This is a genomic window from Scytonema sp. PCC 10023, from assembly GCF_963920835.1.
GTDB lineage: Bacteria > Cyanobacteriota > Cyanobacteriia > Cyanobacteriales > Nostocaceae > Kalymmatonema.
The window spans coordinates 23,156-39,559 of the sequence record NZ_CAWUDP010000001.1 but is presented as its reverse complement, the minus strand read 5'-3'; the positions used below and the strand labels follow the sequence as shown (position 1 = coordinate 39,559).

The 16,404-nt window shown below is 46.0% G+C and carries 12 protein-coding genes; 1 reads left to right on the top strand and 11 read right to left on the bottom strand.

Annotation, left to right across the window (positions count from 1 at the left end; genetic code table 11):
- Positions 1-410 precede the first annotated feature (410 nt).
- From ACM0OZ_RS00160 to ACM0OZ_RS00135, 6 genes are all read right to left on the bottom strand, one after another.
- Positions 411-611 (bottom strand): hypothetical protein, encoded by a 201-nt coding sequence (locus tag ACM0OZ_RS00160; protein WP_414580728.1) that lies wholly within the window; start codon positions 609-611, stop codon positions 411-413.
- A 415-nt stretch (positions 612-1,026) separates the two neighbouring features.
- A complete protein-coding gene (locus ACM0OZ_RS00155; RefSeq protein ID WP_414580727.1) occupies positions 1,027-4,293 on the bottom strand; it encodes an efflux RND transporter permease subunit in 3,267 nt (1,088 codons plus the stop codon).
- A gap of 84 nt (positions 4,294-4,377) precedes the next feature.
- A complete protein-coding gene (locus ACM0OZ_RS00150) occupies positions 4,378-5,610 on the bottom strand; it encodes an efflux RND transporter periplasmic adaptor subunit (protein WP_414580726.1) in 1,233 nt (410 codons plus the stop codon).
- 146 nt (positions 5,611-5,756) lie between these two features.
- Complete coding sequence (locus ACM0OZ_RS00145) at positions 5,757-6,356, bottom strand: GUN4 domain-containing protein (protein ID WP_414580725.1); 600 nt, start codon at positions 6,354-6,356, stop codon at positions 5,757-5,759.
- Positions 6,357-6,736: 380 nt separating this feature from the next.
- Complete coding sequence (locus ACM0OZ_RS00140) at positions 6,737-6,994, bottom strand: hypothetical protein (RefSeq protein ID WP_414580724.1); 258 nt, start codon at positions 6,992-6,994, stop codon at positions 6,737-6,739.
- A 599-nt stretch (positions 6,995-7,593) separates the two neighbouring features.
- Positions 7,594-9,279 (bottom strand): DUF1565 domain-containing protein, encoded by a 1,686-nt coding sequence (locus ACM0OZ_RS00135; RefSeq protein ID WP_414580723.1) that lies wholly within the window; start codon positions 9,277-9,279, stop codon positions 7,594-7,596.
- A 412-nt stretch (positions 9,280-9,691) separates the two neighbouring features.
- On the opposite strand from ACM0OZ_RS00135, the gene ACM0OZ_RS00130 reads away from it, so the two are divergent.
- Entirely contained in the window at positions 9,692-10,228 is a 537-nt protein-coding gene (locus ACM0OZ_RS00130; RefSeq protein WP_414581035.1) for an alpha/beta hydrolase, read from the top strand.
- Between the two features lie 44 nt (positions 10,229-10,272).
- Here the strand turns inward: ACM0OZ_RS00130 and ACM0OZ_RS00125 are convergent, their stop codons facing one another.
- From ACM0OZ_RS00125 to nusA, 5 genes are all read right to left on the bottom strand, one after another.
- A complete protein-coding gene (locus tag ACM0OZ_RS00125) occupies positions 10,273-10,470 on the bottom strand; it encodes a hypothetical protein (RefSeq protein WP_414580722.1) in 198 nt (65 codons plus the stop codon).
- A 543-nt stretch (positions 10,471-11,013) separates the two neighbouring features.
- Positions 11,014-14,208 (bottom strand): translation initiation factor IF-2, encoded by a 3,195-nt coding sequence (gene infB, locus ACM0OZ_RS00120; protein ID WP_414580721.1) that lies wholly within the window; start codon positions 14,206-14,208, stop codon positions 11,014-11,016.
- A gap of 68 nt (positions 14,209-14,276) precedes the next feature.
- Complete coding sequence (locus ACM0OZ_RS00115; protein WP_414580720.1) at positions 14,277-14,528, bottom strand: hypothetical protein; 252 nt, start codon at positions 14,526-14,528, stop codon at positions 14,277-14,279.
- Positions 14,529-14,642: 114 nt separating this feature from the next.
- Positions 14,643-14,912 (bottom strand): YlxR family protein, encoded by a 270-nt coding sequence (locus ACM0OZ_RS00110; protein WP_414580719.1) that lies wholly within the window; start codon positions 14,910-14,912, stop codon positions 14,643-14,645.
- Positions 14,913-15,039: 127 nt separating this feature from the next.
- Positions 15,040-16,317: a transcription termination factor NusA gene (gene nusA / locus ACM0OZ_RS00105; RefSeq protein ID WP_414581034.1), complete on the bottom strand. Its 1,278-nt coding sequence runs from the start codon at positions 16,315-16,317 to the stop codon at positions 15,040-15,042.
- Between the last annotated feature and the right edge of the window lie 87 nt (positions 16,318-16,404).

Genomic DNA, 16,404 nt, shown 5'->3' with positions numbered 1-16,404 from the left:
AGATGAATTACAAGCTTTTACGTTCGCGTCTTATACCTTTAGAAAAGTAAGCTAATAAAAATGTTGTTATCGCCATCATACCCAAATTCCAGTAAGTTGTAGTTAGAGCAGTTGTGCCGATAACGAGCAAGCAAAATAAGCTGTATTTAACCTTCATTCGTACTTACTTTTTTCTAAACAAAATATTCAAGCTTATTCCAGCAAAGGTCACCAATGTAAACTAGTTATAAAAATGAATGGCTGAGACACTTGGAGATAAAAAGCGCAGAATATACTTTTATCAAAATACCTAAGATACGCTCAAGGTTTTGATAAGCTTATTGACAACTAACACGTTTTCTTTGAACTTTCGTGCATGTCCACAAGTTAAAGAGACAAGTACTCTCGACTCAGCCTGGTTTTAGTGACTTCTACTTCTCTTCTCTATCAGCCTTAAGCTCACGCACGCATTCTTGTGCAACACCCACAACAAGTCCCAAGCTGGCACCAATTAAGGTATATCTATTGTGCAAGTCTTGGTAGTACTGACCTTCAAATTTAGGTTGATTAAAGCCACGCTGACCAATTTGAGCAGCAGCCAAACCGATAACTGCGCCAATTAGACCAGTCATAACACCTGAGAAGATGATTAACCTGATATTCATAGAACAGTAAACAGTAAATAGTGAACAGTTAGCAGTTATCAGTTAACAGTCAACACGTGGTTGTTTACCCATAACTGATAACTGATAAGAGGACTAGTGGTGCAAGAAGAAAGAGTAAAACAGAAAGGCAACAGTGAGCGTAAACAAAATGTGGTTTATCCAATCGTCTAAATTCCATTTTTTGAACATCCGTGTTACCTCTATAGACAAACGTGAATCTTCTTCTACCCCATGACATTATTCTACATTCAAGGCTTTTTGTGGAACTGCTAACTTTACAGTTAATAATGTTAATAATGTCGAAGTTGCATGACAATTTCAGCCAATATGAAAAAAGAACAGCCTGAGTGTTCAACCGGGGCTGCGTGACGCCATCAACACCTTACTCCTCTTGTGGACTAGCCTGAAATGTAGAAAGAGCTTGTTCCTTGTCCTGCTGAGACTGTGGATACTCTGTCGGGCTGGGCTTGCCAGGTTTGCCCGGTTTCAAGAAGCGCTCTTCTTGGTTCTTGATCACGACATACAGCACTGGAACTAAAAACAAACTTAAGATTGTCGAAATCAGATAACCACCAAACAGCGCTGTTCCCAAAGACCAACGGCTCATTGCCCCAGCGCCAGAAGCTATCACCAAGGGCCAAAAACCAACGAAACCAGAGATAGCAGTCATGAGAATTGGTCGCAAGCGTTCCTCTGAAGCGCGGATTGCAGCCTTAGTGATATTCATCCCTAACTCTACCAACTGGTTAGCAAATTCCACGATCAGAATCGCGTTTTTACTTGCCAAACCAATGAGCATCACCAGCGCGACTTGGGCATAGATATTATTGTTAAGCGTGGGCCAAACGCCACCTGCTTGGAAAACATTAGCGCGGAACACGACTGCACCAAGCGCACCCAAGATTGCCAGAGGTACGGTAATCATGATGATGGTGGGATCGACGTAGCTTTCGTACTGCGCCGCTAACACCAAGAAGACCATGACAAAGGCTAAGCCAAAAATGATGGGTGCTGCACCGCCAGAAGATTTCTCCTGCAAGGCAGTCCCTGTCCAGGCGAAGCCAAATCCCGGTTGCAAAACTTCGTTGGCAACCGCTTCCATTGCTTGGATTGCCTGTCCGGTACTGTAGCCTGCTGCTGGACCTCCTTGAATTTTGATTGACGGATAGACGTTGAAGTGAGTGACGACAGGCGGGTAGGTCATTCTTTCCAATTGCACCAAAGAACTCAGTTGGACGAGATTGCCATCTTGGGAGCGCACGTACAAACGACTGAGGTCTTCAGGATTGGAGCGCACTGTCCCCTCTGCTTGGGCGTAAACCCGATACAGTCGTCCACCAAGCACGTATTGGTTGACATAGCTTGCACCCAGATAGGTCTGCATAGTGCTGAAAATATCACTGATCCGGATGTTCTGTGCCTTGGCTTGGTTGCGGTCGATGGAGATTTGCATCATCGGGGTATCAAAGGTGAATTGGGTAAAGACACCTCCGAGTTCCGGTCGCTTTTGAGCCGCAGCAATCACGTTTCGGGTATTCTCGATCAGCGCTTCCATCGGCAGGGCTTGTCTATTTTGGATATACATCTCGAAGCCACCTGTACTACCCAAACCATCCACAGGTGGTGCATTAACGGCGATCGCTACTGCTCCAGGAATTTTTTCCTGCAACCCTTTATTGATTTTTTGCAGAATGCCAAAGACTGAATGCTCAGCACCACGGCGCTCTTCCCAATCTTTCAACTTGACGAAAAATAGCGTCTTGTTACTAGCGTTCCCCTCAAATCCAAAGCCAGCATTACCGACAACATGTTCCACTTCAGGCAGTGGCTGCACCACTTCCTCAGAAATCTTCTTAACGAGATCAACGCTGTAGTTGAGAGACACACCTGGTGGCGCTTCGACAATCGCAAAGAAATAGCCTTGGTCTTCTTCAGGGATAAACCCTTGAGGAGTTGTCTGGTAAATCCAACCTGTCGCGACTAAACCCGCAATAAACACTGGAATCACGAGCCAGCGAACCCGGATCAGGAATTCCACAATCTTGACGTATCCCCCCTTGAGCCAATCAAACACCCGATTAAACCAGCGGAAAAACAAGCCCAAGGGACCGTGGACTTCCTGCTGTCGCCGCATGATGATGGCTGACATACTGGGAGAGAAGCTGAGGGCGTTGAAGGTCGAAATGGCAATCGAGAAAGCGATAATCAGCGCGAATTGCTTGTAAACGATGCCGGTTGTGCCAGGAAAGAAGGTCACGGGGATAAATACTGCCATCAGTACCACTGATGTTGCAATGATTGCCCCGGTGAGTTCCTCCATCGCATCTAGGGCGGCTTGCATTGGTTTCATGCCCTGATCGAGTTTGGCAGCGATCGCCTCTACGACGACGATTCCATCATCCACCACCAAACCTGTTGCCAGGATGATGCCGAATATCGTCAACTGATTGAGGGTAAACCCAAACACATAGGCAAATGCCATCGTTCCAATCAGCGATACGGGGATCGCAAGGGAGGGAATAATGGTGGTGCGCCAATCTTGTAAAAAGATGAAGATGACTAGGAAGACGAGCGCGATCGCCTCCATCAAAGTTTTGAAGGCTTCATCGAGAGAAGCTGCGACGAACAAAGTATTATCTAAGCCGACCGCCGACTTTAATCCTGGCGGAAAATTCGGTTGCAACTCCGCCATTTTTGCTTTGATGGCGCTGGCTGTATTCCAGGCATTCGTGCCGGGCAGTTGGTAGGCTAACAAAATAACTGCTGGTGAACCGTCAAAGAGCGTCGTTGCGCTATAGTTTTCTGCCCCAACTTCGGCGCGACCGACATCTTTTAACCGGATTAGCGTGCCATCCTTGCCTGTTTGCACCACGATGTCTTCCGCTTCTGCGGGAGTGGTAAACCGACCGTTGGCTCGCAGAGCAATTTCATACTGCTGATCGGTTGGGGTAGGTTGCTGACCAATTCTCCCCGATCCAACCTGGATATTCTGTTCCGAAACGGCATTGATGACGTCCTGTGCCGTCAAATTTCTGGCAGCCAAGGTATCGGGATCAAGCCAGATACGCATGGCATATTTCCGTTCCCCGACAATTCTGATCGAACCTACGCCCTCAATCCGTTTGATTTCATCAAAAATTTGTCGGTCAACGTAGTTACTCAGGAAGACGTTATCGTAGATGAAGTTACCCTTTTCGTCTTTTTCTGAATAAAAGGCATAGGCGAGAGTAATGGTTGGAGACTGCTTCTGGGTAATCACACCAATGCGGTTGACTTCCTCTGGTAAGCTGGCTGAGGCGATCGCTACGTTATTTTGCACGAGGACTTGTGCCGTATTCCTATCCGTGTCCGTGGGAAAGGAGACGTTAATCGTGCTGTTGCCATCATTCGTCGTCTGCGAGGACATATACACCACCCGCTCCGTGCCGTTGATTTCCCGCTCTAGCACGGTGGTGACGTTTTCTTCTGCTGTTTTGGCATCAGTCCCGAGATAGTTAGCAGTAACAGTCACCTGCTTGAGAGCCATTTCTGGTAGCTTATCTAAAGGGAGGAGGGGAATACAGATTCCTCCGACCAATAGAATAAGTACAGTACAAACTGTCGTGAAGACTGGTCGCTTAATGAAAATATCCGCAATACTTAGGAGCATAACCTAGGAGTGATAGGGATCAAGTTGAGAGTGCGATCAATAGCTATTGATGATTAAGCTCAATAGAAATCTCATTGTGCTGACTTAAGACTCAGGCTGAATCGGAGAACCATCTCTCAGGGTCAGGATTCGCGTGACCGCAATTTGATCGCCTGGCTTGACTCCATCGAGCACTTGGTAGCTTTGACCTTGAATGGCTCCCAGCTTCACTGGCACGCGGCGTACAGTCTGTTTTGACCCTGCATTCTGGGCTACAAAGACAAAGCTCTGCGCCCCGATATTAGAGACAGCTACCGTGGGAAGCAAAACACCTGAACGTTCGTTCCAAATGACTCGTGCGCGGACAAACTGCCCCTCGCGTAAGCTGCCCCCCTTGTTGGAAAAGCGAGCCTTGGTTAAGACAGCTTGGGCACCTGTGTCTACCTCTGGGGAGATAAAGTTAATACTGCCGCTGACCAAGCGTTTTTTGGTATTGGGATCAATCAGCTCCACTGGTAGCCCGCGTCGCAGTTGTGAAAGGTAGTTGTTGGGAATTGAGATTCGCAGGTAAAGATTATCATTTTGAGTAATAGTCGTTAGGGTTTGACCAGTGTTAACGTAGTCTCCCACCTTAACGGGAAAATCACCCACCTCTCCAGTAATTGGTGCCAGCACCCGTTTAAACTGGAGCGACACGCGAGCACTCGCTGTATCTGCCTCAGCTTCTCGGACGTTAGCTTGTGCTTGATTTAAGCTAGCTTTGGCAGCTTGTACCTGTTCCTCAGTGGCGCGGAGGGTGGCGATCGCCGTGTTTAGGTCTCTCTGGGCAATGTCTAACTGCTGTTTTGCTTGTGCCCCAGCAGATACCAGTTGCTGCGCCCTTTGGAACTGAAGTTTTTGAAGTTCTACGTTTGCCGCATCCCTCAGCCGTTGTGCTTCTTGTGCTTTCACTTGCGCCTGTGCCGTTCCATAAGCAGATTTGACTGAGTTGACTCTGGCAATGGCGCTATTCAATTCCGGACCGCTGCGATCAGGACGCAGCAGCACAATCGGCGTTCCTTGCTGCACTCGATCTCCTGAGGAGACGGGAATCGACTCTATCCGACCTTGGATCTCCGGCTGCAGTGAGACTCTCTGCTGAGCTTCCAGCCTACCCACGAACTCTGACACGTCTTGCACTGTGGTAGACTTCAATAACTGCAACTTGACCGGAGTTGGTGGCGGTTCGCTAGCTGCGGCAGAGGGTTTGCTCTTACCGCAGGCGCTGGTGAAGACAGAAGCTAAAAGCGCTGGAAATAATAATTTACTTGCGAGTAAGACATCAGCTTTTTTAAACATATTTTTAACCTCAAAAGAATTTAAGTGAGGTGAAGGCAAAAATGAATACTTCTTGCAAGTTTTATGAATTTTGAATGCTTAAGTTTTGCTCTTGAGAAGAACGTTGGTTGCCCAACCGCTTGGATGGCAACAAGGTTTCGTCTAGTTTAAAGACTACATACAAGCAGACGGTTGAAGAAATAATTCGTCATTTTTGAACCAAAGGGAGAATTCCACCACCGTGAAGGATGACAGCCAATCGGTGCAGCCAGGGTGTAATCTAGGTCATCACACTTTAGCCATTTGCCGTTCACGCGCCAGCCTACAACCTCGCCGAATTTCTCAATCACTGTATTATCTTGATTAATGGTGGTATCGAACGAACCTCCAACACTTTGATATCTCTGTATTTGCACACTGAAACCAAAGCGACCTTGGCTATATTTTCTCCACAAACTGTCTATCACCCGTAGTTCTTCGCAGGGAAACTCCCTCATATCATCCGGAGTGATCGCTGCCAAGTCTGGCTCTTTTGTGATTGCTTGGATGACCCGAATCGTTTCCCAGTCTGCTTCTCGTAGATTTCCTGCTGCTAACAACTCCTGTAGCTTTTTGTATTTGTGGATATCGGCAACCAGTAGGAAACTCTCTTCTGATTTGGCAATGCGATCGCTAAGATTTGATAAGAGCTGATTAAATTGTTGTAGCTGCTGTTCGATCGCACTTAAACGAGTCGTGACTTCCGATTCATGCACTTCATTAGACATTGAATTCCTCACAAAGAAGGGGTGTTTTCAACTTTACTTGTCAATAGCTAAATTATTTATTCTTTCATAGGTAGCGACAAATGACGGCGAGATTTGGTCATACCGAGTTCTTTAATTGCTATAGCCTTCTCATAATTGTGTACTAGTACACAAGATTGCATAAATCAACAAAAGAGGGATCCCTTACGTTGAGTAAACCAGCAATCAAATTGCATCGCCAGCGAAATAATTTTCCCCGATTACGATAGCGCTGTGCCAGGATGTAAAAAATCTTCAAACGGTTAATGTGTTGGCTAATAACACGTATTTTGACCTAGTTGTTTCTATCTTCACACTATTCGTGCAAAAGGTCTATTGTTAAACAGCGCTTTAAGCAGTACTCATTGTGTCTTGTTGCTCGTCGTGTTATGTGCAATGAAAAACAGACGGCTCATCCCTAGGAGTTTTCCTTGGTTGCTATGTACTCTCAAGTATGACAACGGTGTCTGTCTCAACCGTTGATAATTTGATGGTCCTAGGAGGAGGTTGCTGGAACCACACAAAGGATTGGCTGTGAGTACAACCTCTTTAAGGAGAGAATCAGCACAAGCCAAAGCAGTTGGCATAGATTGATGAGCAAAGGAGTATTTATCTTTCATTACCAAGGCTGGTCGAGCAACACTCAGGCAGAAATTTTAGCAACTGCGGCTGCTAATCAGGTTTGTAGGCGAGGAGCGGGAACTTTGTCTTTCTACACCTAATCACAATAAAGTAGAGGTTTGGCATTTCATTGTCTTGTCCATTCTTGTGGTTCTTGTCATATTCTTGCTATTTCTTTAGGGGGATTTTGGGCGTTACAGTTGTGATACCAATTCTATGTAAGGTTGCCCTTTATTCACCCATAGGATTAATCGCCGGATCAGCAAAAGGCGTAAGCGCAAAGCGCAGGCTCCGCCAACGCGCAACGTGCCGTCTGGCATACCCAAGTTGGGGTGCTTCAGTAAAATTAATATTTATTCAATTTGTGAAATATAAAGAGAGAAAAAATAAAAAAATTATTAGAAAATCTCAACTTCAGCGAATTTACTGAGAAACTAAATATTGTTCAAACGGGGTCAGCTTATATAAAGACCCTGATTATAACCCTGAAATATTTAAAAGGGGTCAAACTATAAATTTAAAGACCCCAATGTCGGTAAAAATGATAATATACCAAGCGCCAGACTCACTGTCAGTCATGGCGCTTTTAACTTTTAAATTACGGTACTCTTACCAAATACGGTGAAGGAATGGCTTGAGCGCTCCCTTTACTAACCAATGCTTGGTAAACAAAGGCAGCAACTTCTGCCCTAGTTGCCTGACGATTAGGATTTAACTGCCCGACTGCGGGGTAATTTACCACGAGTTGCCGTGCAGTGGCTGCTGCTACTGAATTGGTAGCATAGTTAGGAATTTGGGAAGCATCGCTGTATACGGAAAGGACATTCTGAGTATTCGCAGATAAACCCAAACCGTTTGCTAATGAGACGAGTACCTGCACTCGCGGAATTTGTTGCTCTGGTTTAAAGGTACGGTCAGGATATCCAGAAACAAAGCCGCCTTGGTAGGCAGATTGAATCACCTTGGAAGCCCAGAAGTTGCTGCTAACATCGTTGAAGTTAATGGCTTGGCGTTGCCCTGATGGTGTAAAGGCTTTGGTTACAATAGCGGCAAATTGCGCACGGGTAACAGGTTCATTGGGTTTAAAAGTCCCATCGGGAAATCCAGCAATAATATTCTTAGAGGCTAGAGCTTCGATGTAGCTTTTCGCCCAATAATTTGCAGGCAGATCCTTGAAGGCGACTGGACCGCCGGCTGGTGGCTCAACAGTAGCGGCAACAAATTCGACTTGACCAAGTATACGCTTGGGATCAATATCATTGCCAATAGCGACAATTGTATTATTACCCTTGCTGTTGTTCACGTCATGGCGAGTGTTACTGCGGATCAGGTTACCGCCGGGATTTTCAGTGGTGCCAAGATCAGGTGAAGCATTAGTAATCACGACTATGCCATCGCGCTTGTTCTTTTGAATCACATTCTTACGCAGTACAGGCTTAGCGGATTCGGAGATAAACAGACCATCTTGGTTTTCGATGATCTGGTTTCCTTCTACTAAGGGTGTAGAAGTACCACCTATTGCTAGACCAAAACCAGTATCCTGAAACAAATTATTGCGAATCTGTCCTTGGGCTGATTTAGCAACTGAAATCCCGTTGCCTTTGTTTTGAACAAAGACACTATTTTCAATTTTAGGATTACCTTTACCGGTGACAAAAATACCTTCTCGTATACTGTTGGTAAACGTACTATTTGTAATTGTGGGATTAGTTGATTCCACCCATATACCAGTGCCACGGTTTTCTGGGTTGGTGACTGTTACCCCTGTGATAACGGAATCGTTATCCGCACGAATAGTCATATTTTGTCGGGCAAAGGTGGGACTAATGTAAACGCCACTACCTGTAATCAATACTGCCTGACCTTTGGTCGATTCGTCACCCCGCAGCGTCACACCTTGTTTGATAAAAAGTGGGAAGGTTTCTCCACTTTCTTGGTTATAAGTACCAGGAGCCAGTTGGACAACCGTACCTGGTTGAGCCTGATTGAGAGCGTAGGTAATGGTTTTGTATGGCGTTGCTTCCGCGTTTCCAGCACCAGCACTGTCTGTACCAGTTTGTGGATTGACGTAAATAACGCTTGCAGTTGCGGGAGCTTGCGGCGTAACAGTTTGGGCAATCTCTTTAGTGTGGATAGCACCAGCATTCACCTGTGAACTTGGTAGCATAAACCCACCAGAAACCACTAACAAAGCAGTGAGTCCTGCAGGCATTGTCAGAAGACGTCTACCAGTTTGAATACGAAAATTTTTCTTTTGTGGAGTATCAAATCCCTGATGTGTCATCTTATCAATGATGTGCTGAAATAGTGTTAGTTGAATAAGGTGTCAATAACAGCAGGCGTTGCTGTAAAACTCATGCAAACTATAGCCGAAGACCAGTAGATTGGGATCTGGGTTCCCTATGTAAAAAACAGAATTTGTTACACTCATTCACATTTAGTTTGCATATCGAGGTGGGTTTGAGGGTGTAGCGTGTAGGCGAATCGCACTTTTGGGATATTTGATGCTTCCCTAACCCAAGATCCCGTACCCTCAACCCTTTCTTCTACAATCAAGACCCCTCATCCGTATACAACTGAAAAACAAACCCAGTTTCTTTAAGAAGAAACTGGGTTTGTGGAAGTTATATAAAGCTGCAACTTATTGCAGTCAAATGTCGTCTAAACAAAAGAAAACTATTACCGAAATTAACGTAATGCGCTATCGATTGTTGTCACTACGTCGCGCGTTATTTTTAGTAATTACTATCTGTCTTCTACTCTCTAGTGTTCCTGTCAAAGCGGCTGAACGAGTGGTACTTAAGTACCGCATTTTTCGCGAATCACTTTCTGTAGAGGAATTATCTACTTTTGCTGAAACTGGCAAACTCTCAAGGTCGTTGCAAGTCAATTTAGCTTTAGCACGGCAAGATCCTAAACTCATTCGCAAGTATTTATCGCAACCAGTGAAGGTAGATCCTGTAATTTTAGACAGGGTACTCAATAGCCCAATTGGTAACGCTATTCTAGACCAACTTAGTCAAGTGATTCACACACCTTCCCAGAAAGCAAACCGGCAAGCTTTACGCTCCGCCTTAGTACTTTCTGCTAACGTTGATAAGCAAATGACACTGGTAGAAATCATGCAAAATTACCCTACTTCAGCAGTTGAAGTTGACGGGGAACGTTTGGAAAGTGCCTATCGTCAACTAGCTCGCTTACAAGGGAACTTACAAGATTTGCTTGGTTTTTAGTTATTAGTCTTACTTAAGGGATTGTCTTTTGTTCTCACTAATAACTAATATGCTAATGTTTCTAATGTTTCGCGCAAATACCGCTGTACCTGTTCCTCAAGGCGAAGCTTTTGAAATTGAGCATCGCGTTCTAATAGCCAGCGCTGGAAACCGGAACTAGCTGCGATCGCGCACTTTAAGCTATTCCAATTTTCAGTATTACCAGTAAATGGGGCACCGCTAGAAGCTTTAATTCCAGCCATAGTTCCTTGTTCCTCAGTTTCAATGGTCAATATATAAAGCAAACTTTAAAGAAGCCGCTCCTCTAAGAGCCTAAAATCCTACTCATTTTTCTAGGGTAAACTTGTATCGCAGCAAATTCTGTCTCATTAGTCACTAAAACTTGCGCCTACTCACGGAAATTTCACATATATTTCACAATATATAGATAAATTGTAGCAAAAAAGCTTAAATCAGCTAAAACCTAGGCTAAACCTAGCTCCTAGGGAATACAACTAAATAACACTTATGACTAATGGTTAAGCTTGCTCTTAATACCACCACAATTGAGGTCTTGATAGTGCTGCCATATGAGCAGCACGCATTTTTAATTTTTATTACCTAAACAAAAAATTTTTTACTGTTTCTTTATTAATCAGATTTTTTTAAACCAACGAACGCAATAGCAAATATTTGCACAAGGTAGTGCCAACAGGAAAGGGTACAGGGTATTAGGAGGGGGACAGAGTGCAGGGAAGTAAAACTTATCTATCACCTGTCACCTGTCACCTATCACCTGTCACCTATCACCTTTCATTAACTCCCTGTCTAGTAGATGAGAGAGTACGGCGCTTGGTCACCATCTGGAAGCCTTCGATGATGTCACCTTCAGCCCATTCATTGTATTTGTCAATGCCGATACCGCATTCGTAACCTGAGTTAACTTCGCGGACGTCTTCTTTCATTCGCTTGAGCGAGTCAAGGACGCCTTCATAGATCACCTTACCGTTACGACGCACTCGCACTTTGCAGTTGCGGGTGAGTTTGCCAGACTGCACGTAACAACCGGCAACGGAACCACGACCAACTGGGAACACAGCACGGACTTCGGCTTGACCCAAGTGTTCTTCCGCCAACTCTGGCTCCAATAGACCTTCCAAGGCTCCTTGGATATCTTCTATAAGTTTGTAGATGATGTTGTATTCCCGCACATCTACACCAGCTTCATCGGCGGCTTGTCTTGCGCCACTAGCGTAAGTGGTATTGAAGCCAACAATGACGGCTCCACTAGCTGCAGCTAAGTCGATATCGGTTTGGGTAATTTCACCAGCAGTTGCCATCAACAGGCGGATTTGTACCTCGTTTTGGGGAATTTGCCGCAGCGATCCCACAATGGCTTCTACGGAACCTTGTACGTCTCCTTTCAAGATCAGGTTGAGTTCTTTCAACTCGCCTTCTTGAGCTTGAGCCGAGATACTTGTCAAGGTAATGCGTCCCTGCATGAGGCGGGATTGACGCTGTTTATCGGCGCGATCGGAAGCAATTGACCGTGCTTGTTTTTCGTTGCTGAAGACCTCGAATTCATCGCCTGCTGCTGGTACATCACTTAAGCCCAACACCTCAACAGCGAATGAGGGAGTAGCCGCGTCGACTCTTTTACCTCTATCATCCACCATTGCCCGGACTTTACCGAACGCTGAGCCAGCTACCAACAAATCACCAACGTGTAGGCTACCGTTCTGAATCAGCAGGGTCGCAACTGGTCCCTTTGCCTTATCTAGGTGAGCTTCAATTACGGTTCCTTTCGCGAGTCGGTCTGGGTTAGCAGAAAGTTCTTCTATTTCTGCTACCAACAGAATCATCTCTAGGAGTGTATCGAGGTTTTCACCTTTAATGGCGCTAACGGGAACCATAATGGTGTCGCCACCCCATTCTTCTGGCACCAGAGCATATTCCGTTAATTCTTGCTTCACACGGTCAGGCTGTGCTTCTGGTTTGTCAACTTTATTGATGGCAACCACGATGGGAACTTCAGCCGCTTTGGCGTGGCTAATCGCTTCAACGGTTTGAGGACGGACGCCATCATCCGCAGCGACAACCAAAATAGCGATGTCGGTCACTCGCGCTCCTCGCGCCCGCATAGCTGTAAAGGCTTCGTGACCAGGGGTATCCAAGAATACCACTTGTTGAACCTTGCCATCGTGTTCCACATCTACGTGGTAAGCTCCGATGTGCTGGGTAATACCACCAGCCTCGCCAGAGGCAACCTTTGTTTTGCGAATCGAGTCAAGCAGCGTCGTTTTTCCGTGGTCTACGTGACCCATAATTGTCACTACTGGCGGACGGCGATGCAGGTATTCCAGGTCTGCCACGTCTATCATTTCGGTGACTTTGCGGGCTTCTGCTTCTCGTTCGACGGTTTCAACTGGTATTTCCAACTCGTTGGCTACCAAGGTAATTGTGGGAATATCCAAATTTTGGGTGATACTCACCGCCATACCTTTCATGAACAGGATTTTCACAATCTCTGTGTCAGCCATCGCCAAGGCTTCAGCCAGTTCTTGCACTGTCATCGGACCTGTGACTTCCAGTATTTCTGGACGATCGGGCTTTTGTTCCGTTTCGCGGCGACGGTTTTGGTTTTGCTCGCGAGAGGAAGGTGGCTTTTTACCTTTAGCAACTGGCGCGACAGCTGTGGCTGCTACAGGTTGTGTTGGCTTGGCAGCTTTGGGTTTGGGCGGACGGGCGACAGAGAGGCTGACTTGGATCGTGGCTGGTATGTCCAGTCCCTCTTCTTCTAGTAAATCTTCGTCCTCAAACTCATCAACTATCGGCTTGAGACGTTTGCCTTTAGCGGCTACCTTAGCCTTAGCTGACTCTTTAATTTCATCTATTTCTTCTTCTTGCCACTTCTTGCCTTTAATTTGACGTGGCGGTGTTGGGCGCTTGAGTTCAAGGACTTCTTCAGTCGGAGTCGCCGCTACTACATCATCGTCTTCCTCGTCTTGCCCTATCTGCGGTTTGGTCGGTGAGACGACGCGCATCGGTTTTGGAGGAGTAGCAATCGGCGAGGCAGATGCAACTGCTGGCTGTTCAGCCGAACGTACTACTGGTCTTGCGGGTCGTTGCGATTCTCCTACGATTGCAGGTGCAGAGGGTCTATTTCCCCTTGGCTCAGGTCTAGCTGGGGATGGAGTAGAACGCACAGGTTTTTCAGATTTTGTCGGTGCAGCAGTCTGTGCTGTTTCCCCTGTTGTTGGTTTATTGACCTTTTGCTGCTTCGGTTGGTCGCGATCGCGTTTGAGAACCGGTTTTTCGCTTACAGTCGCTTGGGGAGCATCTGCTGGAGGGTTTGTGTCGTCCACAGCAGCAGGTCTTGTCGGCGGGGCAGACAGTTGCGGTTTTGGGGGTCTTTCCGCTTTTGGTTTTGGTACTGCTACTTTTTCTGGTTTTTCCGCTGCGACTTTTTCAACCGGCTGATTTGTATTGCGTGCTTTGTCTTTATCCGCGTCTGTCACAGCAGGTGGTTGAGATGTGGTCTCAGACTGATTCCGGGGTACAGGTCGAATTGGTGCCGTCGGCTTCATTGGTGAGACTGGGGTAGCGAAGGGATTAGGGGGTGAAGGAGGATTAACTTCAGAAGCAGCTTGTATATTGGTAGCAACCGACGCCTCTGGGGCGTTAGAGATGGGGTTTTTCAAAACTTTAGGTTTGCGAATCTCCAAAATTTGTTGTTTATTAGGTGCAGCTGGTCGGTTACGTCCACCATGATGTGATGAATTTGGTCTATGGCTGTGTGCGCCATTATCCCTTTGCGGCATCACACTGGTCGCCGCAACTTTTTCTGCTTGAGTCCGAATGCGTTCTGCCTCGGATTCTGTAATCGTGCTGCTATGACTTTTGACCGCAATATTGAGCTGGTCGCAAATTGCTAATAGCTCTTTGTTATCCAAATTCAATTCCTTTGATAATTCGTAAATTCTAACTTTGCCGTTGTTCATCCACTCTTCCCCTTTAATTTACAGTTTTAGCGGATGGTTGCCTGGTTGGCGACATCTCCATCCTTCGATTACTGTGTTAGGTTGCCGTTTCTGATGAATGCCGGTGTGCCTCCATTCAGGAAAGAGAGATGTTTCGGGTTATTGCTTGCATCCCCACCAGAAAAGATGGTTGACGCCGTGCGCTTGAGCGCTACCAGGTTGCCATTCTGTACTTTGTTGTTTTGCTGATTCTGAGTCTTCCACGACACAATCGAGTAAAACTTGTTAGGAGTCTTGCTTCGCCCCTTTGGATGACCAAGAGCAATGCTAACGACACCCATTTACTATTTTGGCACTACATGAGCGATAAAAGAGGGTGTGTTCCTAGCACGATTTGTTCGGCTGTCAACACAATTCCTCTGGAAATTACCGCTACAACGTAGTTTTATTTTAAATTAAGTTTGTTTTTGGTTATTGCTTAGAGATAGGCGCTGCCACAATATGTGGTACAGTGCTTCTGGCACTGATGCACGTAGCGATCGCCCTAGTCTATTTTTTTTTTGAGCCGCCACTAGACAACTCTGTTGCGGACAAATATAGGCAGAACGCCCCATGCCCTCATCTAATTGTACCTGTCCTGAAGGAAACACGCGGACAATTCGCCAGAACTCTTGTTTTAATCCTACTTGTCGGCAGATCATACAACGCCGATAATTTGGTTTCATAACTGGGTGCTCTTGATCAGCGAGGCTTGATCTGCTACTTTTGAGTCGTTTAAAATGACTCTAGGCAAGCAATGCTCCTCCTAAAAACTCCTCCTCAAAATTGAGGACTGGGGAAGTCCTGCTCGCTTTACTCTTGGTCGTCATTATTATCCTCAAAAATTTCCTCCTCCAACAATTCTTCTTGATTTTCATCATCTAATTCCTCTTCGTCTAAGTCATCTACTTCTGGTGTATATTTTGCTCTTGCAGCTGCAAACTTAGCATCTTCTCCTGCGTAATCATACTTAGCTTTATCTTTGATATCAATTTTCCAACCTGTCAGGCGAGCTGCTAAACGGACATTTTGTCCTTCTTTACCGATCGCCAGACTCAATTGGTCTTCTGCTACCAGTACGTGAGTTTGTCTGGTTTCGGGATCCATGAGCCGAACCTCATCTACCCGTGCAGGGCTGAGGGCATTGGCAATGTAGGTCGCAGGGTCTGGAGACCAGCGAATCACATCTATTTTTTCGCCGCGCAATTCGTTGACTACTACTTGAATCCGCGATCCCCGTGCTCCAATACAAGCACCTACTGGGTCTACATCGCGATCAAGAGTGTCTACAGCAATTTTAGTCCGAGGTCCGACATGACGGGAAGGGGGATTTGCCTCGCGGGCGACAGCCACAATCCGCACGACTTCATCCTCGATTTCTGGCACTTCGTTAGCAAACAAATAAACCACTAAACCTGCATCGGCTCGAGATACCAGCAACTGCGGTCCCCGTTGCTGACCTTGAGAAACTTTTTTGAGATAAACCTTAAAGGTAGCATTTGCCCGATAATTATCATTAGGCAATTGTTCGCGCTTGGGCAATTCGGCTTCCACTTCCGGCTGACCAAAGCTACTGCTGACCGCCATAATCACCGATTGTCTTTCAAATCGCAAAACTCTTGCTTGTAAAACTGTTCCTTCTAAGTCCTGAAACTCTTCTTGCACCATTTGGCGCTGTTGATCCCGCAGTTTTTGCGCCAAGACTTGCTTGGTTTGCATCGCCGCCATCCGACCAAATTCCCCTTGATCCGGGGTAACATCCAATACAACTTCCTGTCCTAATTGCGCTTCGTCTCCTCCCATGTCCTGAACTTGTTGCAGAGCAATTTCATGGTCAGAGTTGCTGACTTCTTCAACTATTGTTTTGGTAGCAACAACGCGAAAGCCTTCATCATCAACGTCTAGTTGGACATCAAAATTGTCAAAGTAATCTTCATCGAACTGTTTTCGCTCCAAGTTTTGGGCACGACGATAACGTTCGTAACCTTTAAGTAGTGCTTCTCTTATAGCTGATTGAACTGCAATACGAGGTAAATTACGCTCGCGACTTATATTTTCAATTAAATCTTTTAATCCGGGTAGAGTAACCATTGACATAAGCAATCTCCTTATAACGCTATGCAAAATATGATCAGCTTTTAGCTGTTAGCAGTCATGAGTCATGAGTCATGGGTCATT

What these genes read in the sequence shown, in the direction of transcription:
- ACM0OZ_RS00110 (WP_414580719.1), bottom strand. Translation starts at nt 14,912, where the DNA reads ATGAAACCAAATTATCGGCGTTGTATGATCTGCCGACAAGTAGGATTA.
- ACM0OZ_RS00115 (WP_414580720.1), bottom strand. Translation starts at nt 14,528, where the DNA reads ATGGGTGTCGTTAGCATTGCTCTTGGTCATCCAAAGGGGCGAAGCAAG.
- nusA (WP_414581034.1), bottom strand. Translation starts at nt 16,317, where the DNA reads ATGGTTACTCTACCCGGATTAAAAGATTTAATTGAAAATATAAGTCGC.
- ACM0OZ_RS00135 (WP_414580723.1), bottom strand. Translation starts at nt 9,279, where the DNA reads ATGACACATCAGGGATTTGATACTCCACAAAAGAAAAATTTTCGTATT.
- ACM0OZ_RS00145 (WP_414580725.1), bottom strand. Translation starts at nt 6,356, where the DNA reads ATGTCTAATGAAGTGCATGAATCGGAAGTCACGACTCGTTTAAGTGCG.
- ACM0OZ_RS00125 (WP_414580722.1), bottom strand. Translation starts at nt 10,470, where the DNA reads ATGGCTGGAATTAAAGCTTCTAGCGGTGCCCCATTTACTGGTAATACT.
- infB (WP_414580721.1), bottom strand. Translation starts at nt 14,208, where the DNA reads ATGAACAACGGCAAAGTTAGAATTTACGAATTATCAAAGGAATTGAAT.
- ACM0OZ_RS00130 (WP_414581035.1), top strand. Translation starts at nt 9,692, where the DNA reads ATGCGCTATCGATTGTTGTCACTACGTCGCGCGTTATTTTTAGTAATT.
- ACM0OZ_RS00160 (WP_414580728.1), bottom strand. Translation starts at nt 611, where the DNA reads ATGACTGGTCTAATTGGCGCAGTTATCGGTTTGGCTGCTGCTCAAATT.
- ACM0OZ_RS00150 (WP_414580726.1), bottom strand. Translation starts at nt 5,610, where the DNA reads ATGTTTAAAAAAGCTGATGTCTTACTCGCAAGTAAATTATTATTTCCA.
- ACM0OZ_RS00140 (WP_414580724.1), bottom strand. Translation starts at nt 6,994, where the DNA reads ATGAAAGATAAATACTCCTTTGCTCATCAATCTATGCCAACTGCTTTG.
- ACM0OZ_RS00155 (WP_414580727.1), bottom strand. Translation starts at nt 4,293, where the DNA reads ATGCTCCTAAGTATTGCGGATATTTTCATTAAGCGACCAGTCTTCACG.